Annotated in this window: 24 protein-coding genes and 2 tRNA genes; 5 read left to right on the top strand and 21 right to left on the bottom strand. The window is 62.7% G+C overall.

The annotated features are described in order from the left end of the window. Positions 1-22: 22 nt before the first annotated feature. From MU551_RS14795 to MU551_RS14785, 3 genes are all read left to right on the top strand, one after another. Entirely contained in the window at positions 23-988 is a 966-nt protein-coding gene (locus MU551_RS14795; RefSeq protein ID WP_247045858.1) for a ribokinase, read from the top strand. A gap of 87 nt (positions 989-1,075) precedes the next feature. Next, the gene (locus MU551_RS14790; RefSeq protein WP_247045856.1) at positions 1,076-1,993 is read left to right on the top strand and encodes a LysR family transcriptional regulator; all 918 of its coding nucleotides are present in this window, start codon (positions 1,076-1,078) and stop codon (positions 1,991-1,993) included. A 46-nt stretch (positions 1,994-2,039) separates the two neighbouring features. Continuing rightward, positions 2,040-2,546 carry a DUF2004 domain-containing protein gene (locus tag MU551_RS14785; RefSeq protein WP_247045854.1) on the top strand — a complete coding sequence of 169 codons (507 nt, stop codon included), beginning with the start codon at positions 2,040-2,042 and terminating at the stop codon, positions 2,544-2,546. Between the two features lie 81 nt (positions 2,547-2,627). Here the strand turns inward: MU551_RS14785 and metE are convergent, their stop codons facing one another. From metE to MU551_RS14745, 8 genes are all read right to left on the bottom strand, one after another. Next, positions 2,628-4,970, bottom strand: coding sequence for a 5-methyltetrahydropteroyltriglutamate--homocysteine S-methyltransferase (metE, locus tag MU551_RS14780; RefSeq protein WP_247045852.1), 2,343 nt, complete (start codon positions 4,968-4,970; stop codon positions 2,628-2,630). 107 nt (positions 4,971-5,077) lie between these two features. Next, entirely contained in the window at positions 5,078-6,046 is a 969-nt protein-coding gene (locus MU551_RS14775) for a methylenetetrahydrofolate reductase (RefSeq protein WP_247045850.1), read from the bottom strand. A 420-nt stretch (positions 6,047-6,466) separates the two neighbouring features. After that, entirely contained in the window at positions 6,467-7,207 is a 741-nt protein-coding gene (locus MU551_RS14770) for a hypothetical protein (RefSeq protein WP_247045848.1), read from the bottom strand. After that, positions 7,197-8,243, bottom strand: a complete 1,047-nt coding sequence (locus tag MU551_RS14765; RefSeq protein WP_247045846.1) for a vWA domain-containing protein — start codon at positions 8,241-8,243, stop codon at positions 7,197-7,199. The genes MU551_RS14770 and MU551_RS14765 overlap by 11 nt, the downstream gene beginning before the upstream one ends. Then, positions 8,225-9,241 (bottom strand): vWA domain-containing protein, encoded by a 1,017-nt coding sequence (locus MU551_RS14760; RefSeq protein ID WP_247045844.1) that lies wholly within the window; start codon positions 9,239-9,241, stop codon positions 8,225-8,227. Before MU551_RS14760 ends, MU551_RS14765 begins: the two co-directional genes overlap by 19 nt. Then, on the bottom strand, positions 9,232-9,696 hold the full coding sequence (locus tag MU551_RS14755; RefSeq protein WP_247045842.1) for a hypothetical protein: 465 nt from the start codon (positions 9,694-9,696) through the stop codon (positions 9,232-9,234). Before MU551_RS14755 ends, MU551_RS14760 begins: the two co-directional genes overlap by 10 nt. Continuing rightward, positions 9,686-10,561 (bottom strand): DUF58 domain-containing protein, encoded by an 876-nt coding sequence (locus MU551_RS14750; protein WP_247045839.1) that lies wholly within the window; start codon positions 10,559-10,561, stop codon positions 9,686-9,688. The genes MU551_RS14755 and MU551_RS14750 overlap by 11 nt, the downstream gene beginning before the upstream one ends. Before the next feature lie 7 nt (positions 10,562-10,568). Beyond that, positions 10,569-11,576, bottom strand: coding sequence for an AAA family ATPase (locus tag MU551_RS14745; RefSeq protein ID WP_247045943.1), 1,008 nt, complete (start codon positions 11,574-11,576; stop codon positions 10,569-10,571). A gap of 162 nt (positions 11,577-11,738) precedes the next feature. Here MU551_RS14745 and MU551_RS14740 point away from each other — a divergent pair, with 162 nt between their 5' ends. Together MU551_RS14740 and MU551_RS14735 are read left to right on the top strand one after the other, a co-directional pair. Then, on the top strand, positions 11,739-11,942 hold the full coding sequence (locus MU551_RS14740; protein ID WP_247045837.1) for a hypothetical protein: 204 nt from the start codon (positions 11,739-11,741) through the stop codon (positions 11,940-11,942). A gap of 204 nt (positions 11,943-12,146) precedes the next feature. Next, complete coding sequence (locus MU551_RS14735; protein WP_247045835.1) at positions 12,147-14,126, top strand: PKD domain-containing protein; 1,980 nt, start codon at positions 12,147-12,149, stop codon at positions 14,124-14,126. Between the two features lie 58 nt (positions 14,127-14,184). Here the strand turns inward: MU551_RS14735 and MU551_RS14730 are convergent, their stop codons facing one another. The 13 genes from MU551_RS14730 to obgE form a co-directional block, all read right to left on the bottom strand. After that, a complete protein-coding gene (locus MU551_RS14730) occupies positions 14,185-15,393 on the bottom strand; it encodes an ROK family transcriptional regulator (RefSeq protein ID WP_247045832.1) in 1,209 nt (402 codons plus the stop codon). Between the two features lie 184 nt (positions 15,394-15,577). Beyond that, entirely contained in the window at positions 15,578-16,729 is a 1,152-nt protein-coding gene (locus tag MU551_RS14725; RefSeq protein WP_247045830.1) for a class I SAM-dependent methyltransferase, read from the bottom strand. After that, positions 16,713-17,846, bottom strand: coding sequence for an NAD(P)-binding domain-containing protein (locus tag MU551_RS14720; RefSeq protein WP_247045941.1), 1,134 nt, complete (start codon positions 17,844-17,846; stop codon positions 16,713-16,715). Before MU551_RS14720 ends, MU551_RS14725 begins: the two co-directional genes overlap by 17 nt. Continuing rightward, positions 17,843-18,187, bottom strand: a complete 345-nt coding sequence (locus tag MU551_RS14715) for a zinc ribbon domain-containing protein YjdM (protein WP_247045828.1) — start codon at positions 18,185-18,187, stop codon at positions 17,843-17,845. The genes MU551_RS14720 and MU551_RS14715 overlap by 4 nt, the downstream gene beginning before the upstream one ends. Before the next feature lie 120 nt (positions 18,188-18,307). Further along, positions 18,308-18,380: transfer RNA gene (locus tag MU551_RS14710), tRNA-Ala, on the bottom strand. A gap of 192 nt (positions 18,381-18,572) precedes the next feature. Beyond that, positions 18,573-18,645 (bottom strand) — tRNA-Ala (locus MU551_RS14705). 146 nt (positions 18,646-18,791) lie between these two features. Beyond that, complete coding sequence (rsfS, locus tag MU551_RS14700; RefSeq protein ID WP_247045825.1) at positions 18,792-19,193, bottom strand: ribosome silencing factor; 402 nt, start codon at positions 19,191-19,193, stop codon at positions 18,792-18,794. Positions 19,194-19,223: 30 nt separating this feature from the next. After that, positions 19,224-20,525 (bottom strand): hypothetical protein, encoded by a 1,302-nt coding sequence (locus tag MU551_RS14695; RefSeq protein WP_247045823.1) that lies wholly within the window; start codon positions 20,523-20,525, stop codon positions 19,224-19,226. Between the two features lie 11 nt (positions 20,526-20,536). Then, positions 20,537-21,151 carry a nicotinate-nucleotide adenylyltransferase gene (gene nadD, locus MU551_RS14690; protein ID WP_247045939.1) on the bottom strand — a complete coding sequence of 205 codons (615 nt, stop codon included), beginning with the start codon at positions 21,149-21,151 and terminating at the stop codon, positions 20,537-20,539. Between the two features lie 55 nt (positions 21,152-21,206). Further along, positions 21,207-21,452, bottom strand: coding sequence for a hypothetical protein (locus MU551_RS14685; RefSeq protein WP_247045820.1), 246 nt, complete (start codon positions 21,450-21,452; stop codon positions 21,207-21,209). 80 nt (positions 21,453-21,532) lie between these two features. Next, positions 21,533-22,888: a glutamate-5-semialdehyde dehydrogenase gene (locus tag MU551_RS14680; protein WP_247045818.1), complete on the bottom strand. Its 1,356-nt coding sequence runs from the start codon at positions 22,886-22,888 to the stop codon at positions 21,533-21,535. A gap of 26 nt (positions 22,889-22,914) precedes the next feature. Then, complete coding sequence (gene proB, locus MU551_RS14675) at positions 22,915-24,066, bottom strand: glutamate 5-kinase (RefSeq protein WP_247045815.1); 1,152 nt, start codon at positions 24,064-24,066, stop codon at positions 22,915-22,917. Beyond that, positions 24,056-25,645 (bottom strand): GTPase ObgE, encoded by a 1,590-nt coding sequence (obgE, locus tag MU551_RS14670; RefSeq protein WP_247045813.1) that lies wholly within the window; start codon positions 25,643-25,645, stop codon positions 24,056-24,058. The genes proB and obgE overlap by 11 nt, the downstream gene beginning before the upstream one ends. Between the last annotated feature and the right edge of the window lie 87 nt (positions 25,646-25,732).

The raw sequence follows: 25,732 nt of genomic DNA, 5'->3' as shown, positions 1-25,732 counted from the left end.
CGCGGCGCACGAAAGGAAAATCATGGCACCTGCCCGGGGAACTGTTGCCGTTATCGGCTCCATCAATGTCGACCTCTTGCTGATGGTTGATCGCCTCCCGGCCGCGGGTGAAACCGTCCTGGGCACTGGCGGCACGCTTTCGCCAGGCGGCAAAGGCGCCAACCAGGCGGTCGCTGCTGCGCGTCAAGGCGCAAGCGTGCTGATGGTCGGTGCGGTCGGCAGTGATGCCAACGCCGCAGAAGCAACGAGACTGCTCCATAAAAGTGGAGTCAGCCTGGATCTGGTAGCTACTGCTGGAGGCCCCACCGGGTTGGCGGTGGTGAGCGTTGACCGTAACGCCGAGAACAGCATCGTGGTGATTCCCGGGGCCAATCAGCACGTGGATGCCTCAGCGGTTTCGGTGGCACTTCCCCGCCTGCGCTCTTGCGACGTTGTTGTGCTCCAGGGTGAGCTGCCCCTTGCCACCACGGATTTCGCCCTCCGGGAATTGCGCGGCACGGGAGTCCTGGTTGTTTTAAATCTTGCCCCGGTGATTCCCCTTCCTGCCGAAAGCATCCGGTCGGTCGACGTGCTGATCGTCAACGAACATGAGGCCGTTGAGGCCTTGCGGTTGCTCTCGAAGGAAACAAAAATCCAAGCAGGGCATGAAATGGACGACGACGACGATGCCGTGCGCATTGGGGTGGCCCTGGCGGACTCACTGGTTTCCAGCGGCATTCCTTCCGCCATCGTCACGCTGGGCGCCCGCGGGGCAGTCGTCGGTAGGTCGGAAGGCTCGGTCCACGTTCCGCCGGTTGCCGTGGATGCAGTGGATACCACGGGCGCAGGCGATGCTTTTGTGGGCGCCGTGGCTGCCGGACTGGCTGAAGGCCTGACGCTGCACGCAGCTGCGGAACTGGCAGTGGCCGTCGCCGCACAATCGGTGATCTCATACGGCGCACAGGAGTCCTATCCCTGGCGTTCGGGGAATGCACCTGCTCTGAGCTGACTCGACTCCTCTTTGAACTAAGATGTTCGGACGGGCCGATGCATCAGCAAGGCTGTTGCAAGTACGCCGTCAAGGAAAGGACTTCTGATGGTCAACCCCGTTCACCTCCGAACCCTGGTCGAAGTGGTTCGGCTGGGATCCTTTGCAGCGGCCGCCACCCGCCTGGGCTATACAGCGTCCGCTGTCTCACAACAAATGTCCGCCCTGGAGCGTGACACGGGGGTGGATCTGTTCCATCGTTCAGCGAAGAGCATCCTGCCCACGGAGGCTGCTGTGGTGATGACCCGGCATGCTTCCAAAGTGCTGACCGACATTGAAGCTCTCATGGCGGCAGCCACCCGAACGCACGATGTCACGAGCCAGGAGCTGAGGCTGGGCATCTTCCCCAGCCTGGCCACGTACGTTCTCCCCAAGATCCTGCAGAAGCCGGCCTGGAAAGACCTCGGCATCGATCTGCGCGTCTCGGTGGCAGAACCGTCCCAGACCATTCAGGGCCTGCGGACTGGCGGCGAGCTGGACCTTGCTCTTGTCTATCAGGTGGGTCAGTCCGGGCTGGCCTGGCCTCACACCTTGAACCGCCAATGGATCGGTGACGACAACTTCAGGGTTGTGCTCCCTGCTGCCTGGGGAATCCGCACTGACGCGAAAATGGCCGCCGATCACCTGTCCGAAATGCCTTGGATCGTACACCACCCGGGAACCAGCGACGCCACAGTGATTGAGCGGCTGTTCGCCAGCTGCAACCTGCATCCCAGGGTGGTGGCCTACAGCGACGACTTCCACGCAAGCCTGGAGATGGCAGCTGCAGGACTCGGCGCGGCACTTGTACCCGAGCTCGCCCTCCTGCGCCAGCCACCCGGCGTCGTCGTACTGGACGTCCCTGAAATTCGGCTGGCCCGTAACGTCTTTGCCCTGTTGTTCAACGAAAAGAAGACCGCCCGCGTCCAGCTGTTCGTGGATCTTCTGGCTGAAACACTCACCAACCTGGGCTCGAAGGGGAAATAATCCCGGATGCTGGAAATACGGGGCTTTTGGGGACTATGTTGAAGTCATGAACAAGGTAGCGAGCCAGCACTTTGGTGAGATTGAACTCAATCACGGCCGGGATCACAACATCGCGGCCAGACACGAGCTGGCGGGTCAGACCCTTGAGCTGGACCTGAACATCAACGCACATGACCATTTCGACGAAGCCGCCATGCACAAGGTGGACTACCGGCTGCGCTTCCTTCCCGAGCTCGTTGACGAGGTGCGGGACATGATCGCCATCGAACTCGAGCAAGAGGGAACCAGCCCCCAGGAATACCTCCGGTTCCACAGCAACGCACTCAAAGCGGAGCACCTCCAGAAAGTGTTCGGCGTCTCGGATAAGAGCGAGCTAACCAGCGCCGTTTTCCTGAAGGCCCTGAAACTGGGCCATGTCGGGATTTATCCCGGGCAGCCCGAGCGTTATTTCGTCCTCGATTTCACCCTCGGCCAGCACTTCACTGATGAAGTCCTGGTTGCCTCGGCGGATGAAGACGGCGTTGTGGACGACGAGATCGTGTGGGAGTCCTGACCTCAACCAGACACGCTTTAACGTACGACGCCGGCCGGTCACCATTAACGGTGACCGGCCGGCGTCGCATTTAGCCAGTTACTACTTGGCGGTTTCCAGCAGTTCGGCGCGAACCGTCTTGGTGGCCTCAACCAGGTTGCGCAGGGACTCTTCAGTCTCGGCGTAACCGCGGGTCTTCAGGCCACAGTCCGGGTTGACCCAGAGCTGGCGTGACGGGACATGCTTGACAGCGGTGCTGAGCAGTTCGGTGACTTCCTGCTTGCCCGGAACGCGGGGCGAGTGGATGTCGTAGACGCCCGGGCCAACGCCGCGGCCGAAACCGTGGGACTCGAGGTCATGGACGACCTCCATACGTGAGCGGGCAGCCTCGATGGAGGTGACGTCCGCGTCCAGGCCATCGATGGCATCGATGATGGCGCCGAACTCCGAGTAGCACAGGTGGGTGTGGATCTGCGTTGCATCCGCTGCACCGGCAGTGGAGAGGCGGAACGAGTTCACGGACCAGTCAAGGTAAGCGGCCTGGTCTGCCTTGCGCAGCGGCAGGAGCTCACGCAGTGCGGGCTCGTCCACCTGGATGACCTTGATGCCTGCAGCTTCGAGGTCGGCGATCTCGTCGCGGAGTGCCAGGCCAACCTGGTTGGCGGTCTCGCCCAGCGGCTGGTCATCGCGAACGAAGGACCAGGCCAGGATGGTGACCGGACCGGTGAGCATGCCCTTCATGGGCTTGCTGGTCAGGGACTGCGCGTACTTGGCCCATTCCACCGTGATGGGGGCGCTGCGGGTGACATCGCCCCACAGGATGGACGGACGGGTGCAGCGTGAGCCGTAGGACTGGACCCAGCCGTGGACCGTGACGTCGAAGCCTTCGAGGTTCTCGGCGAAGTACTGGACCATGTCGTTGCGCTCGGGCTCACCGTGCACCAGGACGTCGTAGCCGAGCTCTTCCTGGAGCTCCACAACGCGCTTGATCTCGTCCTTCATGAGCTGCTCGTACTGCTCGTTGGTGAGGTCGCCCTTGTTGTTGCGGGCGCGGGCCGACCGGATTTCGGACGTTTGCGGGAACGAGCCGATGGTGGTGGTGGGCAGCGGCGGCAGGTGCAGGGCCTCTTCCTGGGCTGCTTCGCGGACCGAGTACTCGGAGCGGTTGAAGTCAGCCGGAGTCAGGGCTGCGGTGCGGGCACGGACGTCTGCGCGGCGGACGCCTTCGGCTTCGGCGCGGGAAGCAATGACGCGGGTGGCTTCGTCGATGGCGGGCTGAACAGCAGCGGCATCGGTCAGCAGGCCGGCAAGCGTAACAACCTCGACTGCCTTCTGGTCCGCGAACGCCAGCCAGCTGCGGAGCTGTTCGGACAGCTGGGCCTCTTCCTCGACGTCGTGCGGGACGTGCTGGGTGGAAGTGGAGGTGCTGATGGCGAGCTTGGCTACCGACTTCTTCAGCTCGGCGATCTTGTCTGCCGAGGCTTGGAGGTCGTTGCGCCAGATGTTGTGGCCGTCCACGACGCCGGCAACGAGGGTCTTGCTGCCCAGGGCGGCGAGCTCTTCGGCGGACGGAACCGCACCCTTGAAGGCGTCAATGTGCAGGGCATCGATTTCGGTGGCGGCAAGCGTTGCGAACTGGCCGCTGAGGGCACCGTAGGGGGTGGAGACGAACAGCTGCGGGCGGTTGGCGGCCGCGGAAAGGACCTCGTAGGAGCGGGCGACGGCGGCCTGGATCTCCTCGGCGGAGGTGTCCTGGTCAACCACCAGGGAGGGTTCGTCAAGCTGGACCCAGCTGGCACCGGCAGCAGCCAGCTTCTCCAGCAGGGCAGTGTAAACCGGCAGGACGTCCTCTAGACGCGACAGCGGGCTGAAGCCGGCAGGGGCGTCGTCGGAAGCCTTGCTGAGCAGCAGGAAGGTGACCGGGCCCACAATGTACGGGCGGGTTTCGACGCCGTTGGCCAGGGCGTACTCGAACTCTTCAACGATGCGGTTGGAGGTCAGGGCGAAGTTGGTCTCCGGGCCGATTTCAGGCACGAGGTAGTGGTAGTTGGTGTCGAACCACTTGGTCATTTCCAGCGGCTGCTGTTCCTTGTTCCCGCGGGCAAGAGTGAAGTAGCCGTCGATGTCCAGCTGGCCGTCGGCGTTGAGGAGCTGACCGAAACGTGCCGGTACGGCGCCGAGGTGGGCAGCGGCGTCGAGCACCTGGTCGTAGTACGAGAACGTGCCCGGAATGGCGGCGGCCTCGGTCAGGCCCAGGCCCTGAAGGCGCTTGGCCGTACCCAGCTGGATCTCCTTGGCTGCGGTGTCGAGGGCAGAGGCATCAATTTTGCCGGCCCAATAGGCCTCAATGGCCTTCTTCAGTTCGCGGCGGCGGCCGATGCGCGGGTAGCCGAGGATGGAGGCGGACGGGAAAGCTGTGGCTGCGGTGGCAGTCTGTTCAGTCATGTGAGGATTCCTTGAAATGTGTTGGTCAAATTCTTGGATGGTATTCAAACGCAGACGGGTGTTCACCCGTCAGCCGACGTGTTGATCCGTCAGGTGCCAGCGGGTATTCAGCTGGCAAGAACCTGCCGGCGGGCGATGGCACTTAGCCTGCTGGCCGGACGTGCCGGGCGCGGCAAGGCCAGCTTGTCGAGAACGTCGAGAGCGCACGCATGCTCGTTGAAGGTGTAGAGGTGGATGCCAGGAGCACCGGCGTCCAGGGCAGCATTGGCGAGGTCTACTGTGGCAGCCACACCAATCCGTCGGCGCTCGATGTCGTTGTCCGCGGCCGCAAGGCGTTCCATCAGCCGTGGATCCGGTGCGACACCCGCAAGCTCGCCGAGCCGCGTGACACGGCGGAGGCTCGTCAGCGGCATAACGCCGGGGATGATGGGGATGGTTACACCGGCGCGCCGTGCCCTTGTCATCAGGTCCGCGTACTGCTCAGAGTGGAAGAACACCTGGGTAATAGCGAAATCGGCCCCTGATCGCTGCTTGGCCAGCAGCACCTCGACGTCGTGGGCCTCGTTCGGTGATTCCGGATGCCGTGTGGGGTAGGCAGCGACGCCAACAGCCACCTTGCCTGCACAGAGCAGGGCAGAACGCCGCTGCTCCACCCGGCGGATCAGTTCGATGAGGTCCTGGGCATACCGAAGGGAACCGCTTGCCGGTGCAGCGCCGTCCTTGGGCTCGTCTCCCCGGAGGGCCAGGATGCCGCGGACGCCGACGTCGAGCAGTTCACCGATGATCCCGGCAAGCTCCTCGGGCGTGTTGCCCACGCAGGTCAGGTGCGCCAACGGGCGGAGCGTGGTTTCGAGGATGAGCCGGTTGATCAGTTCGACGGCGGTGTCCCGGTTGGAGCCGCTGGCCCCGTAGGTCACGGAGACGTAGTCGGGGTCCGTGGACTCCAGCTCTCCGATGGTGGTCCACAGCGACTCGGCGGCAGCGGGCGACCGGGGCGGGAAGAGCTCATAGGAGAGCGCCACCGGCGCGGTTTCCGAAAGATTTGAATGTGCCTCAATAAGGCTTGGTGGTGACATTTGCGTCCTTGGCTTTGACATTGGTGATACGTCGTCCGGTCCTGTGGCTGGAAAGCCCGATACCAGTACGGCAGTGCCGTCAATGAATGGAGTTTGGGGAACACGAAGGAACTCCCGCAGGACGCAGCCGCGACTGTTACGCCTGGAAGGAAGTTCTCCGTGAGCAAATGTCAGGCCCACATGGGGGCACCCACACCCTCCTCACACGCCGCATTTGCGACGGGCACTGCGGAGGATCGCTGACACGTTACCTCGGTAACTTGTATAGAACTCTATGGGCCATACCGGATGGCTTCAAGTTAGCCTCCGAATTAAGACGCAGTTTTACGGTCAGTTGACGTGGGAAGCAGAAGAATCTTCGACCGGAGCAGCCTCAGGGGTCATGTCGGACTTCTTCCGCTGGCGGCTGCAAACCATATCTCACCACGGCCGGTCTGTACCGGCTCCGTCGGTGTCGAGATATTCGTCCCGTTGCCGGCCTGTGTTGCGTTCCTGCTGGGCTGCCTTACCGCTTTGCTCGAGCTTTTGGAGCTGGCTCTGCCTGGCCTCATCGGAAGGCTCAGGCTGCCCTTCACCGTCGTCACCTTGCTCCGGTTGCTGCTGTGAGCTCTGCCCGGATTTCTGCTTCAGGCGTGCGTCGGCGCGATTGAGCTTCTCACCTTCGCTACCCTGCGCACTTGGGGACTCCGGAAAACATTCCGGTGGTGCTTGTTTGATCAGGGCGAGCCCTTCTGCAAAGAGGCGAGCAGCTTCCGAGTTATCGCCTGACTCCAGCGCCGAGTCACCGAGCGCCTCGATGGTCAGCACCAGGTTCACTCTGATCCTGCAATCGTCCGACGCCGGAGCTGCTGCCAGCGCTTCCTCGAACCTCCCGCGCGCACCTGCATAGTCCTGCTCGAGCACCAAGGCGTCTCCGGCGGCAAAGAAGGCCTTATGAGGCTCGAAAATGTTGGCGAACGCCAACCTCGAAGCAGCGGAGGAGACAACCGCAGAGTCGCCTCGGTCAAAACCGTCCGCTGCGGTGTCGGCCAGGATTCCGAGACTGAATATTTTTGCCGCGGTAAGAATAACAAGGAGGACAGGAACCACAGACCAGATCAGCAGCTTGCGGCGCCGCCTCAGCCGTTTGGTAGTTTCGGGGCTGGAATTCCTATCCCTCACGGAGCGGCCTCAACATCCTCAGTTGCCTCATAACCAAAATGCCCTCGCGCAGGGCGAGCAAGAGCGCTGCGAGCGCCGGGATCCAATACAACTCGGTCCGGCCGTTCAGGACCTGTTCAGTACGGTCCAGGTTGCCGGGGCGGGCATCCTGCATCATCGATGCCGTGGAATCGCCTTCGGTGCGGTGCACATACGGGATCCCAAGCTGGCCTGCCATTTCCTGTAACTGGTCCTCATCAATTTTGGAGATCGCATCACGGGATTCGCCGCCGGACCGGTCCTTGATGTAGCGCCTTTCGCCGTCGTCGGCCGAACCGGTGTTTTCCAGCATTCTTCCGCCTTCGGGCGTGCCGTATCCCAAGACCGCCCCGCCGTCCACAAGGGAAGTCTCCACTCCCAATGGTGCCGGCCGCTCGGCACTGGTCTGCTCGCCGTCACCGAGGTAGTAGACAATCCGGGGCCTTTCGGGATGGCTTTCCCTGGCGGCCTGTAGCCGGGCCTGGAGCACCTTCCCCGCCATCGTGACGCTGCTTCCGGTGGAGTAGTCCGTGACTTGGGGACCGAGTATGGAAACGACTGTTTCCAGCGCCGAAGAGTCAACGGTCAGCGGCATCCGCACCGTGGTCGACGAATCGAACGTGATGACCGAAAAACGTGCCCCGCTGAGTTCCCCCGCGATGGACAGCATGTCCGCCTTGGCTCCTTGCATCCGCGGCTCCGAGTTTCCGAAATCCTCCGCCACCATACTGCTGGTGGTGTCCACCACAAAGAAGACGTTGAGGTCGGAGGCTGCAGCAGCCAAGTGGCCGCCCGGCAATCCCGGCCTGAGCGCTGCAAGGATCAGCAGGGCCACAAGGCTGCCGCGGAACAGCCAGTCCCTGGCTTCCGCCCTGCTGGTATAGCCTCGGCCATCGCTCCCCCTGCCGACGCGTGCCCTCAGGAGGATCCGGAGAACGAGCGCCAGGGAGACCGCGAAGACCAGGCCAAGCATCCACCAGGGCGCAATCGGGTTGAACGTCATGGCTTCAGCCGCCATGACGCCCCTGCGAGCACCAATCCGGACAGCAGCGCAATGGCCAGCGGGACCTCGGCCTGATCCGCAACCACTGCCCGTGGGGAACCTTGGAACCTGGATGCCTCCGTGGCCTGCACACTATGGATGATGCCCGCCACGGCGTCAGGATCGTCCAGAACGTAATAGCCGCCATTGGTCTTCTCGGCGACAGACCGTAACTGGGCTCCAGGCTGCCCCGGATCACCGCCGAAATCGTAGTCGCCAGGATTCAAGGCATAGATCCGGACGCCGCTTTCCAGGGCCAACGCGCCTGCTTCGTCGAGGGTGAAGATCGGGTTTCCCGACAGATAGTTATCGGTGGCCAGGATGATGGATCGTGACCGCTGTTGTGATGATTGGTGCTGCACAGCCCCCGGTTCACCGTCAGTCTTGGGGAAGCTCCGCACGCAGGATGCCAGACCGTCTCCGATGAGGGATGATCCCTCACCGCCCCAGGTTCCGTCGAGGAAGCCGGCAGCCTCTGATTCCCCATCAAATGCCCGTCGTGCTTCCTTGAGCTGTTCGGCGACGTACTCGTAGTCATCCGTCAGGGGGAAGACCTGGACGGCGGTGCTGTCGAAAATGGTCAGCCCTATCCGCTCGCCGTCGAACTCCTGAGCGAGCCGGCCGAAGGTCTCCACGACTGCAGAGTCGGCACTGCTCATCGAACCCGAGGCATCGAGGCAGAGGACTATGTCCCGATTGTGCTGCTCAGGCCGGACGTTGCTGCGTTCGGCGGGCCTGGCCGCAGCCACAGTGCATGCCGTGACCAGCAACCCCGCCGCCACAGCCATGACCAGGAGCCAGCGCCGATACCGCCGGACCGCTGCCTGGTACTCAGGCAGAGCGGTGAGCCGATCGCCATGGGCCACCGGCCGCCGTCGGGCATTCCCGGCCTTGTACTGTCTGAGTCCCCACCAGACAGCGGCCCCAGCCATCACCAGTGCGGCAGGCAGAACCCACCAGAAAATCAGCTCCATGACCGGACCACCTCCCGGGCCGTCTCCGCAGCAGCGGCCGGTTCATCCTGGGGATACGCCGCGAACTCGCCAGGGTAGATCCGCGCTATGGCTGTGACCAGGGCGGGCGGGCCGTTCTCCTGCAACTCGGCTAGCGTCATCCGCGGAGCGGCGACCCCTGAAGCTCTCTGCACAAACATCCGGACAAGGAGACTCAGTTCCTGATGTGCCTGCCGTGCAGGTAAGCGGCCCGAGTGCGCGTCAGAGGCCACTCCGTTGATGCGTTCCAGAAATTCCTTCTGTAAAGTTTTCAGGTCCGACGTCGGTATGTAACGCTCCGCCTGGACCTCCGGACTTCTGGTACTAAGAAACACAAACAGGAACCAGCCTGCCACCAGGGCAAGCAGGCCGAGCCCGAGCCACAGCAGCCACGGACTGTACAGCAGTGGTCCATAGAAGTCCGCCCTACCGTCCATGGCGGTGCCGTTCCAGCAAGGAGAAAATCGCGGGAACAACCTCGTGGCTGCTTCCGGCGGCCACTTCAGCAATCCCGAGCCGGCGGAACATTCCGGCGCGTGCGGCTGTCCGCTCGGCAACGGCGACGCCATATGCGCGACTGACTGCTTCTGATCCGGCCAAATGGCTCATGAGTACGCGCGAATCGGCGACGTCGTACGGCTCCCCCGCCTGGCCCAGGTTTGCATCGCGTATGGTCAGCCACAGGATCTCGTGCTGAGCCCGGAGCCGGCGCAGCAGAGCCTCCAGTCCGGCATCCGGGAGAAACTCGTCCGCCACGACGAACAGCAGCATCCGCTGCCGATAGTTTCGGGCCACATGTTCCAGCTGGACACGTAGTTCACTGGGAGGAGCTGAAAGTCCCGCGTGGGCATCCACCTCGCGCAGAAGCCGTTCCAGGTGGGCCTCTCCCCCTTTGGCTGGCAGTGACCGTGAACCAGTCGAATCTCCTGCGACCAAGCCGACGACATCCCGGTGGCGGAGGGCAAGATACCCCAGGACCCCAAGGGCCATCACCGCGATGTCCTTTTTATCCTCACCGTCAGCCGCCGTGGCTGCCATATTCCGGCCTGTATCGGTCACCAGCAGCAGGGTCTGGCGCCGGACAGCAACATAGCGCCTGATCAGCGGTGAGCCGTGGCGGGCCGTCGCCTTCCAGTCGATGTCCCGGACTTCATCACCGGGAACGTAGGCCCGGAGGTCCTCAAAGTCCAGGCTGCGGCCCTTGAAGACAGAACCGTACTCGCCGTCGAGCATTCCACGGGCTTTGCGATGGGCGAAGATGGACATCTTCGACTTCACCCGCTGCACCAGGCTGGTGGTCATGGCGGACTCATGGTGTTTGCACGGACGCGACAATGGCGTCGATGATTGTCTCCACCCGGACCTGCTCGGCTACCGCTTCAAAGCCAAGGATCAGCCGGTGCCGGAACACACGGTGTGCCAGGGACTTTACGTCCTCAGGGATCACGTGGTCGCGGCCGTTCAGGAGGGCCACCGCCCGGGCCGCCTGGCTGAAGGCAATGCTGGCGCGGGGGCTGGCGCCGAATTCGATGAAACCGGCAAGCCTGGCGTCAATGTATTGAGCCGCGTTCCTGGTGACGTAGACCAGTCCGACGATGTACCGGACGATCGCGGGATCGATGTAAACCCGGCGGACCACTTCCTGGACCTCGGAAATGGCCCCCAGGGATGCAGCTGCGGCAGGCCTTTGTTCCTCTGTGAAGATGCCGGCATCGATCCGGCGGATAACTTCGGCCTCTTCAGCCGGCGTTGGGTAGTCCAGCACATCCTTGAGCATGAAACGGTCCATTTGGGCTTCCGGCAGAACGTACGTCCCCTCCTGCTCAATTGGGTTCTGGGTGGCCAGCACGAGGAACGGGGACGGCAACCGATAGACCACGCCGCCGATGGTGGTCTGCCGTTCCTGCATGGCCTCCAGCATGGCGCTCTGGGTTTTGGCGCTCGACCGGTTAATTTCGTCCAGGAGCACGATGTTGGCATGCACGGGGCCCAACTGGGTGACGAATGTTCCCTTGGCGGCGTCGTAGATCTGGGTGCCGGCTATGTCGCTGGGCAGCAGGTCCGGCGTGCACTGGATCCGGCGGAAGTCCGCGCTGACGGCGTCGGCTACCGTCTGGGCGGCAGTGGTTTTGGCCAGCCCGGGCACACTCTCCAGGAGGATATGCCCTCCGGTCATGAGGCCGATGAGGAGCGATTCGCGCAGCCGCTTCTGTCCAACTACTTTCGCTTCAAAACTGCGGGAGATGTCCCCCATGATCTGTTGGGCGAGCGCGAGTTCCGCGGGTTCGATCCTGGCGGGCGCCGTCGTCTGAAGCACTGAAATCCCCCTGAGAGCTGCTGGTTGCCGAAGGGAGTTGCCTCCCTGCGGCGCGACGGCGGAATGAAGCTCCGCCACCGGCCATCCTATCCAAACGGGAGCAGCCATTTTGGGCAATGGGGACCTCTCCCCATGAGCGGTCGGCAGGTCTATCCTGAGGGCATGATTCAGCTTCCAGCCAGCTACCAGCAGTATCTCGCCGCACAGGACCAGCACGTTGTGGACACGATCCGCCCTATCCTGATGCAGTCAGCAGCCGACCAGAAGTATGGCGTCCGGGTGGTTTACAACGCCGGGGCCACCGGCCACCAGGCCCATCTCGATGAGACGGTGCCTTACGGGACGATTGTGGAGGACATCGACTAAAGACGCTGCCGGAGCGGGCCTGGAAAAAATGCCCCACCCGATTTGCTGGTCAGTGTAAGAGGCGGGCGTTACCATGGGGCTAGTACGCCTCGCGCGGTCTCACGCCCGCCTGTCCAGTACCCGTGGAGAGCAAGGGTGGCTACGCCCGGTCCGGGCCCTGGCTCCGGCTTTTTTGTGCCGGTTCTTCGGGTACAGGGAGTCACCATGCACAGGGGAATCTTTCGCAAAGGCAGAACCGGGATCCTGGCGCTTGCCACCGTCGCCCTCGTACTCGGAACACTTCCGGGCCTGAGTGCCGCGAGCGGACCCACTCTTGCTGCGGTTAAGCCGGCCGCTGTTCCGCAGGCGGTGATACCCGCGGTGCCGGGGCAACTTCATGTGACCGCCGCAGGGGATTATTCATCCACGACACAGGCAGCCGGTGTGCTGTCCAGGATCGGCACAATTAAGCCCGATCTCCACTTGGCTCTGGGCGATCTTTCCTATGGTGCCACGGGAGCTGAGCAAAGCTGGTGCGATTTCGTGACCTCAAGAACCGGAGCCGGCTTCCCTTTCCAACTGATCGCCGGCAACCATGAAAGCAATGGACTGAACGGCAACATCAACGACTTCTCTGCATGCCTTCCGAACCAGCTTCCGGGGGCGATTGGCAGCTACGGACGTCAATACTATGTTGACGTTCCCCAACAGAACCCCGTGGCGCGTTTCGTCTTCATCTCTCCGGGCGTACCGTTTACCGAGGCCACCTGGGACTACTCTGTCGGGACCGCGCGCTACAACTGGACGGCAGCAGCGATCGACGGTGCCAGGGCTGCCTCCATTCCTTGGGTTGTTGCGGCAATGCACATGCCCTGCATCTCCATGGGGCAGTATGGCTGCACGGCAGGTACAGACGTGATCAACCTTCTCGTGAGCAAGAAAGTCGACCTGGTACTGAACGGCCATGAGCACATCTATCAACGGAGCAAGCAGCTCTCCGTGGCCGCTGGCTGCACCGGTATTGCAGCCGGCTTCTATAACGCGTCCTGCGTCCGAGACAGCGACAACTCCCTGGTAAAGGGTGCCGGGACAGTAATCTCAACGGTCGGCACGGGCGGTGTCCCCCTGCGAGACGTCTTCCCCGCTGATGCCGAAGCGGGGTATTTCGCAGCCTCTTCCGGACTTAACTCCAATCCGAGTCATGGCCTCGTTGATCTCCAATTCACCGCTACTTCGTTAACGTCCCGCTTTGTGGCGACCCAAGGCGGCTTCACAGACGAACTCACTATCGTCGCAAGCGGGGAGAACGCCCCTCCAACAGCGTCATTCACAGAATCCTGCACAGCACTGGCTTGCAACTTCAACGGTTCCGCTTCCTCCGACCCTGACGGAAGCATTGCTGCGTATTCCTGGAACTTCGGGGATGGCGGCACCGCAACCACTGCTACTCCTTCCCACAGCTACGCGGCCGCGGGAACATACACTGTCACATTGACCGTTACGGACAACGCCGGGGCCACAGCAATGGCCGCCCGGCAGGTCAATGTTGGTACAGCTTCCGTGCTGGCATCGGATGCGTTTAGCCGGACCGTCGCAAACGGGTTTGGCACGGCCGACGTCGGCGGCGCCTGGAGCACTACGGGAACCACATCTTCTTATGCAGTGTCCGACGGGGCGGGCAGGATCAGGATCCCGACGGCGGGCAGTGGCAATAACGTTTATCTGAACGGGGTCAGTTCATCCACCACGGACCTCTACCTCACGTTGGCGACGGACAAGGCGGCAAGCGGGTCAGGCCTGTACCTCTCAGTGGTAGGCCGACGCGTAGCGGGTGCCGGGGAGTACAGGGCCAAGGTTCAGCTGACAGGAAACGGTGCTGTCAGCCTTTACCTGATACGCGCATCGTCCACAGGCGCGGAGACGACCCTGGGCACGGGCCTGACAATTGCGGGGCTGAACTACGCTGTTGGTGACAAGCTCGCCGTCCGGCTACAGGTGACAGGAACCGGCCCGACGACCGTGAGCGCAAGGGTGTGGGAGCTCGGAACCACCGAACCCACAACGTGGCAGCGCACTGTCACGGATTCGACAGCAGCCCTTCAGGTCCCCGGAAGCATCGGCCTGATGGCTTACCTCTCAGGCAGCGCAACCACTGCTCCGCTGACTGTGTTGGTCGATGATCTGCGGGCAACGAGGGTAGGTTGATGCGGACCTTTCACTGATCTGGCGATTTCACTGACCCGGCTATTTCGCCTGAGCGATGTCAGCCCTCGAGCAATAATCGCTGGGAACGCGGCGCGAGGGTGTGCTCCAGGACCAGGCATGCGGCACCCACAGCACCGACGTCCTCGCCGACGCCGGTGCCCACGACCTCGATGCCGTGGATCTGCCGCGCGGCGCTGCTGCCTTCAAGCAGTTCCGGGATCCGGTTGAGATAGCGCTCTGACAGGAGGTTCCAGAAGGGGCCCCCAAATACAACGCGTTCAACGTCGAGTGTGTTGGTGATCACCGCTACAGCCCGCGAGACCAGGACGGCCGACCGGTCAATAATCTCCGCTGCCGTGCTGTTTCCTGCCTCCGCTGCCTCGAACAGCTTTGCGAAGCTGTTTTGTATTGCGGACGCCGCGCCTGAATCCCCCGCGTCGTCGTGCTCCAGCACTCCAGCCTCCACGGCCTGGGCAACCAGAACCTGAGGGATGCAGGAAGACTTAACGCAGCCTCGGAGCCCGCAATCACAGGGCGGGCCGTCAGGATCGACGACGATGTGGCCGATCTCTCCCGCGTTGCCGGACGTTCCTCTTACCAACTCGTCATTGAGCACAATTCCACAGCCGATGCCCGTACCCATATACATGAATACGAAGCTCCCCGAGCCACTGGGACCACCCGCCCAGGTCTCCGCTACAGCAGCGCTGGTGACGTCCTTATCCACCAGCGTGGACAGCCCTGTGGCCTCGGCAAGAGCATCCCGCAGGGGTACGCGGTCCCAGCCGGCAAGGAGCGGAGGGGCCACAACAGTGCCGTGCTCCAAATCGATGGGCCCCGGCGCAGCGACGCCAAGTCCGGCGATCTTCGAGGCATCCACTCCTGATTCGTCCACAAGTTTTTTGATTTCACCTGCGATCGTCGCAATCACGGCGGCGGGATCGGATCCTCCGGGCGTGTTGATCCTTGAGTGTTTTACCACTGCACCCACAAGGTCCAGGACCACGAACGTCGTTACGGCAGGGTCAAGGTGAACGCCCACAGCGTACATTCCCGAAGGATTCAGCTGCAGGATCGTCCTCGGTTTCCCAGGCCCGTTGCCCTCTTTACCGGCCTCGATGATCAGATGCTGGTCCAGGAGCCGCCGCGAAATGTTGGAGATGGTCTGCGGGGAAAGTCCGACAATCTGGGCAAGTTCCACCCGGCTCAGTCCCGCTGTTGACCGGCGAATGGCATCCAGGATGACCGTGAGATTAAAGTCACCCATCCGGGGCAGATTGGTTCCGCGCCTTGGGGACGGCTGGCGGATCTCAGTCAAGGATTCCCCTACACTTTCTCGGCAAATTTATTAGTAATCTCTGCATCGTACGTTACTCCCGGGCGTCCCGGCACGACCCCACGCGCAGTTGACCATCAGGTCTGCCGACGCCCTCAAAGTCGGTTGTCCGGTTTCAGTTTCGTCCCCGCGAAATGCTCCTGGCGACAGTGAATTTTGTGTTCCTTCCCTGCACCGTCGTCCGTCCCACCAGCCGTTCCAGAGCAGGTAAGTAAGGCAGGTGGCTGTTGAAGACGGTCCACAGTTCGCCTCCCGGTTCCAGGACTCTTGCAGCAGCCTCAAACAGCTTGATGCCGGCGCCTGCGTGAACGCTCGCTCCGAGATGGAACGGCGGGTTGAGCAGGATGAGTCCGGCGCTGGCCTCGGGCAGTGATTCCATGGCGTCATCCTGCAGCACTCTGATGCGACCCGACAGCCCGTTTGCCTGGACGGTGCAGGTGGCCGAGGCCACTGCCGCAGCGGAGCGGTCGGTCGCAGTGACCTGGGCGTCGGGATGGCTGCGGGCGTACATGGCCGCCAGAATTCCTGTTCCGCAGCCCAGGTCCACGGCATGGGCAGCGGAGGCCATTTTGGGAAGGAACGTCAGAAGGAACCTTGTTCCGATGTCCAGTTTGGTGCCGGAGAACACGGCGCCGTGGGCGCAGACAGTAATGCCGAGCTCGGCGTTTTCCTCAACAATTGGATATGGCAGGGGCCGGGTCCGGAGCTTGGGAGTACGCGCCACCAGCACGCGGGATTTCTGCCGTGCCAGCTGGGGCTTTACGTCCTCGAAACAGCGGGCAAGAACATCGTTCATACCCAGGCTCATGTGTTTGATCCGGCCGCCGGCCAGGAGAACCACGTCCGGTTCGGCATAGCGCGCCACGGCATCGGCTGCTTCTTCGAGCTCGGCCAGGGTCCGGGGAAGCTGCATCACTACAAGGCGCGCTCCGGCCAGCAGTGACGGGCCCAGCGGCAATTGCTCAAATCCGCCGATGCCAAGGGTGTCAGCGTTGTTTCGCAGGGCTTTTTCCCCGGTCACAAGATCCTGATGGACACGGACTGCGCCCGTTGTGGTGGCCTGGGACTCTGCCAGCGAAAGAGTAAGGGCCCCATAGCGGTCGCCGATCACCGTCACATTGCCGTCCCCCGGCAGGAACTCGGCTGCCGTGTCGAGCAGCAGGCTGTCCGTGGCATCCCATGCCTGCAGGTTGGCGGCCTCCACATCGGGGAACCTCCGGAGGCGGTTTAGCAGGGGAACGGCTCCGCTCTCAGTCGTGTCGTTCATGTTTCCCCTCAAGAAAGCGCAGGACACCTGCGACGGCAGCCCTGCCTGCGCGGTTAGCCCCGATGGTGGACGACGACGGGCCATAGCCCACCAGGTGCACCCTGGGCTCTGCGGCCACCTGCGTTCCATCCATAGCGATTCCGCCGCCCGGGCCTCGAAGGTGCAGCGGGGCCAGATGCTCCAGTTCTGCCCTGAACCCCGTGGCCCACAAAATAACGTCGGCGGCGAGGAAACCGCCGTCAGCCAGACGGACTCCGCCAGGCTCAATGGCAGTAAACATCTGGCTGCGGTTAAGCGCACCACGCTTCTGTGCGGCCCTGAGCGTCGGCGTCCACAGAAGGCCGGTTACCGCTACGACGCTTTGCGGCGGCAAGCCCAGCCTGACCCGTTCTTCCACAAGGGCGACGGCGTCGTGGCCTGCCTTCTGGTCGAAGTCGTCGTCCCGCCAGACGGGCTCCCTTCGGGTGAACCAGCTGGTGCTGGTGACTTTGGAAATCTCATCCAGTAGCCCTACGGCCGAGATTCCGCCGCCCACCACCAGAACGTGCTGCCCGCGGAACTCCTCCGCCGAGGCGTAATCCGCCACGTGCAGTTGCCTGCCGCGGAAGGTGAATTGGCCTGGATACACGGGCCAGAAGGGCCGGCTCCACGTTCCTGTCGCATTGATCACAGCGCGTGCGCTCCACGATCCTCCGGATGTCTGAATGAGGAGTCGCCCAGAAGGGTCAGCATCCTGCCGGGAGACGGTCCGCACTTTGACCGGGCGCTGAATTGCCAACCCCAGTTGCTGCTCGTAGTCGCTGAAGTAGCGGGTGAGGAATTCCGAGCTCGGTTCTGACGCGTCCACTTCCGGTTTCGCAATGCCAGGAAGGTCACTGATTCCGTTGACGGTAGCCATACGGAGGCTCTTCCAGCGGTGTCGCCACGCTCCCCCGGGTCCTTCTTCGGCATCAAGCACTGCGTAAGTCCATGGTGCAGCCGCCGGGCTTGTCGACGGAACAACGCTGGCGACCGGAACAACACCGCGGCGGGCCAAATGGTAGGCAGCGGACAGGCCTGCCTGGCCGGCGCCAATAACAAGGACGTCGGCCTCCGCGTCCGGCTGGGTTGCGGTCAGACCTTTTTCACCACGCCCGATTTGAGCTGCATCGGCCCCACACCGTCAACTTTGCAGTCGATATCGTGGTCTCCCACCCCATCCAGTAGCCGGATCCCTCGGACCTTAGTACCGACCTTAATGACGGTGGAACTTCCCTTGATCCTCAAATCCTTGATAACGGTGACAGTGTCTCCGTCCGCCAGAATGTTGCCCACTGCATCCCTCGTTACCCGTTCAGGGACCTCCGCAGCAGCCTCGTCTGACCATTCGTGAGCGCATTCGGGGCAGACCAGGAGTGCCCCCATTGCATACGAGTATTCACTGGAGCATTCAGGGCAAGGGGGCAGAGCTTCATTCACCTTGCCATCGTAGTCGAGTGCCTGGCTGGCGCCATGCCGGTTGCTGGTCCAGAACCGGGTTAATAAGACAAAGAAAAACCGCCAGCCCCAGGGATAGTCCCCGGTTCCAGCGGTATTCGGTGGAGCTGAGGGGACTCGAACCCCTGACCCCCTGCATGCCATGCAGGTGCGCTACCAGCTGCGCCACAGCCCCGAATGCCGACCCCCGTGAAGAATTATTCTTTGCGGAAGCAACTCGACCAGCTTAATGCACAAACTGACGGGATGCGAATCCGGACAGGAAACCTCCGCGTCCATGCGGGAACACCAGAAATCAACGGCCCGCCATCAGCGGATCGGGAAACAAAAAATCCGCCGGAACCTTGCGGTCCCGGCGGATATCCGGTGGAGCTGAGGGGACTCGAACCCCTGACCCCCTGCATGCCATGCAGGTGCGCTACCAGCTGCGCCACAGCCCCGAATTTTCGTTGCCCCTGCACAAATTCGACCGGATATTCGGTCTCATCCAGCTGATTTCCGATCCGGATCTCTCCGGAGCAACTCAAATATCTTAGATCAGCCCTTCGGAAAATTCCAAATCGGGCATATTCGTCTTTTGGCGCTATTACTCGGTCTCGGAGGAGACAGCAGCTTTGGCAGACGTGTCATTTCCCAGTTGCAGATCCACCACAGGGCAATCCTTCCACAGGCGCTCCAAGGCGTAGAAAACCCGGTCTTCCTCATGCTGGACGTGGATGACGATATCCGAGTAATCCAGCAGCACCCAGCGGCCGCCGGACCTGCCTTCGCGGCGGACCGGGCGCAGTTCCTGCTTGGAGAGCTCCTCCTCGATGCCGTCAACGATGGCATTGACCTGACGCTCGCTCGGTGCTGACGCGATCAGGAACACGTCGGCGAGGGCCAGGCGCTCACTGACGTCGAGGGCAACGATGTCCTCGGCGATTTTCTCCGCCGCAGCCTTGGCTGCGAGACGGGCTGTGGCGATGGATGATTCAGATGCAGTCACGGGACTCCTTGTAGTGGGTTAAAGCGGGGTTCAGCGGGTCAGGCCGCTGATAATCATGGTGACGCCGGCAATCAGCGCAACGATGCCAATGGCGAGTACAGCCAACTGAAGCAGGCGCAGGCGGTGGGCCCTGCCCAGGCCTGCAGTGACGGCGTCCAGCGGTTCAAGGCCATACGCTGCATTTGCGCTGACACGCGGATGCTCGGTGTAATTTTCCTCTGCCTCTGCGTCCCAGGTCTGTGCCTGTCTGCGCTGAACGCTGACGGGTGTTGTCTGCGGGGCCGCGGGGGCCGCGGGTGAGGATGCTGCCTGCGCCACGGCCTCAGCACGAGCCAACACTCCGGAGCGACCGGTGACGGGACCGCTGGTGTTCAGCCGAGGCGCTCCCGGCTTTCGTGGACCAGACTGCCGTTTTGCCGGGACGCGGGGTCCCGGGTGGGTCACCACCGGCACGTAGGACGTGGCCGGCTTCTTCATGACCGGGCGGTCGATGCCTGGGACCTGCACAAATTCGAGCGGCGTCACCATGGCAAGGTTGCTGGCTGCTGAAGGGTCGTGGCGTGGCTGCTGGGGTGCCGTCGCTTGCTCCGCGAGCTTCTGCTTTGCCATGGCACGCTTGTTGAGCACGGCGGCACGCTCGGCCAAGGCAATCTGCTGGGCCAGGATCTCGGGGTCCACGGCCTCCGGATCATTCGCCGCGATGTGCTCCATTTTGGCCAACTGGTTCCTGGCCTGTTCGGCAATAAGCGTGCGGGTGGCCAAAGCCTGCTCCACAGTCATGCCGTCCGGAACGTTCAAACCGTCTAAACCGGCATCCTGACGTTCAGCAGGGGACCCTCCATGCGATTCCTGGCGCCGTGACTTGTCACCTTCGGCTGGGGCACTCGCGCCACCCCGGGGTGCCGGGATCACCGGATTCGCAGCAGTCGGCGGAGAAGCTTCAGCCCTCAACTGCTGAAGCCTCAGCTGACGCCGCGTGGGCGGCCCGCCAGCTGAAAGCTGCTCTTCCTTCTCGGCCAATTCTTTGATCGTCCGCAGCGCGGCACGGTCCCTGGCGCGGATCTGGGAAGAACGTTCAGCAGATGTCCTGACTGAATCCACTGGCTCAGTCGCAACCCGCCGCACCCGGCCCGTGCTTCCGGTGTCCGGAGATTCGGTGTCCGGGCTGTCCGTGTGCTGGCTGTCTTCGGGCTGGGGGGCTGCTGGCTGTTTCGAGACAGGAGGAACCTGACCGGGTGCCTGTGCTCCGGCGTCGCGGGTTTCTTCCAGACGCGCATCTCTTGCCTGTCGTAGTTCACGACGGCTGCGGACGGGTGGCTGTTCCTGACTCATTTAAAACTCATTCAGTGCTGGCTGGTTTGTCTGGCGGTGGGTTGTGCGCGGTGCTCGTGGCCGGGCTGAGTCCCGGCGTAGAGCCCGTATTTGGCAATGTATTGGACGACGCCATCGGGTACGAGATACCAGACAGGCTCCCCTGCGGCCACTCTGCTGCGGCAGTCCGTTGAGGAAATCGCCATGGCCGGCACCTCAAGGAGGCTGACGTCATCGCGGCCCATTCCATCCAACACATGGCCTGGCCTTGTCACCCCGACGAAGTGTGCGAGGGACCAGAGTTCCTCGATGTTCTTCCATGACAGGATCTGCGCCATGGCGTCAGCGCCGGTGATGAAGAAAAGATCAGCGTCGGGACGCTGGATGTGAAGGTCGCGGAGCGTGTCTATCGTGTAGGTCGGTCCGGGCCTGTCGACGTCGACACGGCTGACAGTGAAGCGGGGGTTGGATGCCGTGGCGATGACCGTCATCAGGTAACGATGCTCCGGCTCACTGACTTTCTTAGTCATTTTCTGCCAAGGCTGCCCGGTGGGCACAAAAACAACTTCGTCCAAGCCAAACTGCGCGGCCACTTCGCTGGCCGCGACAAGGTGCCCGTGATGGATGGGGTCGAATGTGCCGCCCATCACGCCCAGACGCAGGCGGCGCTTCGCACCGCTCTGCTGCAGTTTGGCGGAAATGTTAGTGACCCTGGCCGTGATCGTGCTTGTTCGGGTGCTGACGGTGGGGATCCGCATGTTCGTCAACAGCTTCGTGGCGCCTGCCGAGGTTGGTGTAGGACAGGGTCACGAACATCAGCGCTACGAGGATGGCAAAAATCACCGCGCCGAACACCCAGGGCTCGGCCCACAATGGAGCGAGCTCCTCATGGCCGGCTTCGCCGCCGGCGGTGGCAGCGATGGACGTGGCGATCTGCTGAAGCAGCATTTTCTCCCCTACTGAGTACAAAGGATGACGACGGCGGGCGGTCCCACCGTTCAGGACTTCTGTTCTATGTTACAGCTTTGCTAGCTGCGGATTTGGCCCTCGCCCTGGACGATCCACTTGGTGGTGGTCAGTTCGGGCAGGCCCATCGGTCCGCGCGCGTGCAGTTTTTGGGTGGAAATTCCCACCTCGGCCCCGAGACCAAACTCACCGCCGTCAGTGAACCGCGTTGACGCATTCACTATCACTGCGGCCGAATCCACCTCGGCGATGAACCGCTCCGCGTTGGCGAGGTTGTTGGTCAGAATCGCCTCAGTATGGCCAGTGGACCACGTCCGGATGTGCTTCACGGCGTCGTCCAGGCTGTCCACAATGGCCACTGCGAGATCCAGGTCCATGTATTCGGTGGCCCAGTCCTCGTCCGTGGCAGGAACAGTGTCAACCGAGGCAGGCAAAGCTGCGCGGGTCCGTTCATCAGTGTGAAGGGTAACCCCTGCTTTGCGAAGCGCCGCGGCAACAGCGGGGAGGACACTCGATCCGGAATGGACCAGGAGGGTCTCCACGGTGTTGCAGACACTGGGACGCTGCGTCTTGGCGTTGAGGAGGATCTCGGTTGCCATCTCTTCATCGGCGGATTCGTCAATGAAGATGTGGACGTTTCCTTCGCCTGTCTCGATGACAGGAACCGAGGAGTTCGCCACCACCGTCTGGATGAGCTCCCGGCCGCCCCGGGGAATCAACACGTCCACACGTCCGCGTGCACGCATCAGTGCATTCGCGCCTTCACGCCCGTACTGGTCAACAGTCTGGACTGCATCCGCCGGAAGGCCTACTGATTCGAGGGCATCGCGCAGGATCTGAACCAAGGTGTCGTTTGTTGAGGCCGCTGCCGTTCCGCCACGAAGAATAACGGCGTTTCCGCTCTTGAGCGCGAGGCCGGCGATATCGACAGTGACGTTGGGTCGGGCTTCGTAAATCGCGGCAACCACGCCCATGGGCACGTTAATCTGGCGCAGGCGCAAACCGTTGGGCAGCGTCTGCCCCCGCACCACATTTCCCACGGGATCAGGCAGATTGGCGAGGCTCTCCAGCGCCGCGGCGAGGGCTTCGATGCGCTTTTCATCCAGCGTCAGCCTGTCCAGTAGCGCAATTGAGGTGCCGTTGGCTTTGCCCGCGGCTACATCCTTTGCGTTAGCGGCCAAAATCCGGCCACGGTGCTCAAGCAGGGCATCACCGACGGCCCGGAGTGCCCGGTCTTTCCACGCACGATTGGCGCGCGCCATCCGCCGTGCGGCGTGGCGGGAGCGGTCTGCGATTGCGTGGACGGCGGCTTCTACTTCAGCAGGAGTCGACGGCGTAATTCCAGCGTCCGGAGCCGGGGCAACCAGGGGGGTTTCCTCGGAAATCGCAGGTGCATTGGGAATCAGGGCCTCAGTCATGGTTCAAGTTTAGGCGAGCACGCGGGCTAAACCAGCACCAGATCGTCAACGTGAACAACTTCACGGTCATAACCGCGACCCAAGGCCTTGCCGAGTTCCTTCGTGGAGCGGCCCAACATCTGGGGAAGTTCGGAGGCGGAGTAGTTAACCAGTCCGCGCGCAATCACGGTGTTGTCGGCAGAAACCATCTCGACGGCGTCGCCCGCTTCAAAGTCGCCATGCACGGCGGAAATACCGGCAGGGAGCAATGAGGTCCGCCTGTCCCGGACAGCCAGCACCGCGCCGTCGTCGAGAACGAGACGTCCCTGGACGGAGGCGAGGTGGGCCAGCCAGAGCAGCCGGATGGGTTTCCGGGAGCCGTTGACTGAGAACCACGTGCCAACGTCCTCCCCCGCCAGGGCTGCCGCAGCGTTCCGGGTGGAGGTGACCAGTGCGTGGATCCCGGATCCCGCGGCAATCGTTGCCGCTTCCACCTTGGTGAGCATCCCTCCGGTTCCCACTCCCGCCTTGCCAGCACTGCCGATGGAGACCCCGTCAAGATCGTGCGGCCCGGCAACGTGCGGTATCCGCAGCGCACCGTGCGAGGGGGGCCCGTCGTAAAGGGAGTCGACGTCGGACAGCAGAACCAGGACGTCGGCGCGCACGAGGTGGGCCACGAGGGCGGCGAGGCGGTCGTTGTCACCGAAGCGGATCTCGTGGGTCGCCACGGTGTCGTTTTCGTTGACCACCGGAACCACGCCGAGGTTCAGGAGCCTGTCGAGGGCACGGAAAGCATTGGTGTGCTGGCTGCGGCGCATGAAGTCATCGGCGGTCAGGAGTACCTGGCTCACCGTCACCCCGTGGGCGCCGAAAGCCTGCGTGTAGCGGGCCATCAGGAGCCCTTGCCCAACGCTCGCGGCAGCCTGCTGGGTGGCAAGATCCCTGGGACGTTTCGCCAATCCGAGAGGTGCCAGACCCGCGGCGATGGCTCCCGAAGAGACCAGGATGATCTCGGTTCCGGCGTTCCGTTTGTGGGCCAGTGCATCAGCAAGGCCGGTCAGGGCTTCTTCAGAAATACCGCCCTTGATGCTGGTCAGGGAGGACGAACCCACCTTGACCACAATGCGCCGGGCACCCGAAAGGACGCTCCGGTCAGGAACCGCTGTGGTCCTGGCCGGGCTCACGGCCTTAGTCGTCATCTTCTGCGCCCAGTCCACTCTCCTTGAGCGGGCGTGCAGCACGGCGGCCGCTTACGGATTCGGTCCAGATACCAGCCTTGCGTTCTGTTTCCAGTTCGGCGCGGGCGGCAGCTTTCGCGTCCTTGCGTTCCTGTTGCTCGTCGCGTTTCTGTCCACGGGTGGGGCGGTCGCCTATATCGGCAAAGCGCACATCCGTGCCGCGAGGCGATGCGAGCAGCTCGGCACCGGCCATCATGGTGGGCTCCCAGTCGAAGACCACGCCGTCGTCCTCGCCGATCACCACAGTGTCGCCGGGCTTGGCACCCTGTTTGAAGAGTTCGTTCTCGACGCCGAGCTTGGCCAGGCGGTCCGCGAGGTAGCCGATGGCTTCCTCGTTGGTGAAGTCAGTCTGCTTGACCCAGCGCACCGGCTTGTCACCAAGCACGCGGAACAGCGGCTCCAGGTTCTTCTCTTCCCTGCGGATTTTGAAGCCTGCCTCATTGACGGCGCGGGGCCGGAGCACGGGGGCGTGAACCTTCGGCGGGGTGGCGGCCACGGCGTCACGGGCTGCCTTAACGATTTCGGCCATGGCGAAGCCCAACTGGCGGAGTCCCTCGTGGCTTGTCGCGGAAATCTCGAACACACGGTATCCACGCGATTCCAGCTCGGGGCGCACAAATCCGGCCATGTCCTTGCCATCCGGGAGGTCCACCTTGTTCAGGGCAACCAGGCGCGGGCGGTGGTTCAGTGGCACAACCTCGCCGTCTGTGCCGGCATAGCTCATGTCGACGGCGTACTTCTCAAGTTCCGCTTCAATGATGGCCAGGTCGGACAGCGGATCGCGATCGGATTCCAATGTGCCGCAATCGAGGACGTGAACCAAGGCGGCACAGCGTTCGACATGCCGAAGGAAGTTATGGCCCAGGCCCTTGCCTTCGCTGGCACCTTCAATGAGGCCGGGAACGTCGGCGATGGTGAAACGGACATCGCCGGCCTGGACCACACCGAGGTTAGGGATAAGCGTGGTGAACGGGTAGTCGGCGATCTTGGGCCTGGCCGCAGACATGGCCGCGATCAGGCTGGACTTACCCGCCGATGGGAAGCCGACCAGGGCGATGTCCGCGATGGACTTGAGTTCCAGGACGATGTCGCTGGATTCGCCTTCGATGCCGAGGAGGGCGAAGCCGGGCGCACGGCGCTTTTGTGAGGAGAGCGAAGCATTTCCCAGGCCACCGATTCCGCCGGCTGCTGCAATGTACTCTGCACCTTCTCCTACGAGGTCAGCGAGGACTTTGCCGTCCTTGGATTTGACCACGGTGCCATCCGGAACGGGCAGGATCAGGGTTTCGCCGTTCTTCCCGCCGCGCCAGTCGCCCATGCCGGGGCCCCCATTGGTCGCGTGGCGGTGGGGTGCGTGGTGGTAGTCCAGCAGGGTGGTGGTCTGGTGGTCAACGCGCAGGATGACGTCGCCGCCATTGCCGCCATTGCCGCCGTCGGGTCCGCCCAGGGGCTTGAACTTTTCACGGTGAACGGAAACACAGCCGTGGCCGCCGGTACCGCCGGATACGTGCAGTACTACCCGGTCTACAAAGCTCGCCACGTGGATCTCCTCAGTGCTGTTTTCCGGACGTCCGAAAGATGCCCAAGATGATTGTAATGCGGTTAAAACACCGGTGGAGCGGACCAT

This window comes from Arthrobacter rhizosphaerae (assembly GCF_023062595.1).
Taxonomy (GTDB): domain Bacteria; phylum Actinomycetota; class Actinomycetes; order Actinomycetales; family Micrococcaceae; genus Arthrobacter; species Arthrobacter rhizosphaerae.
This window is presented reverse-complemented; position numbering and strand designations above follow the sequence as displayed.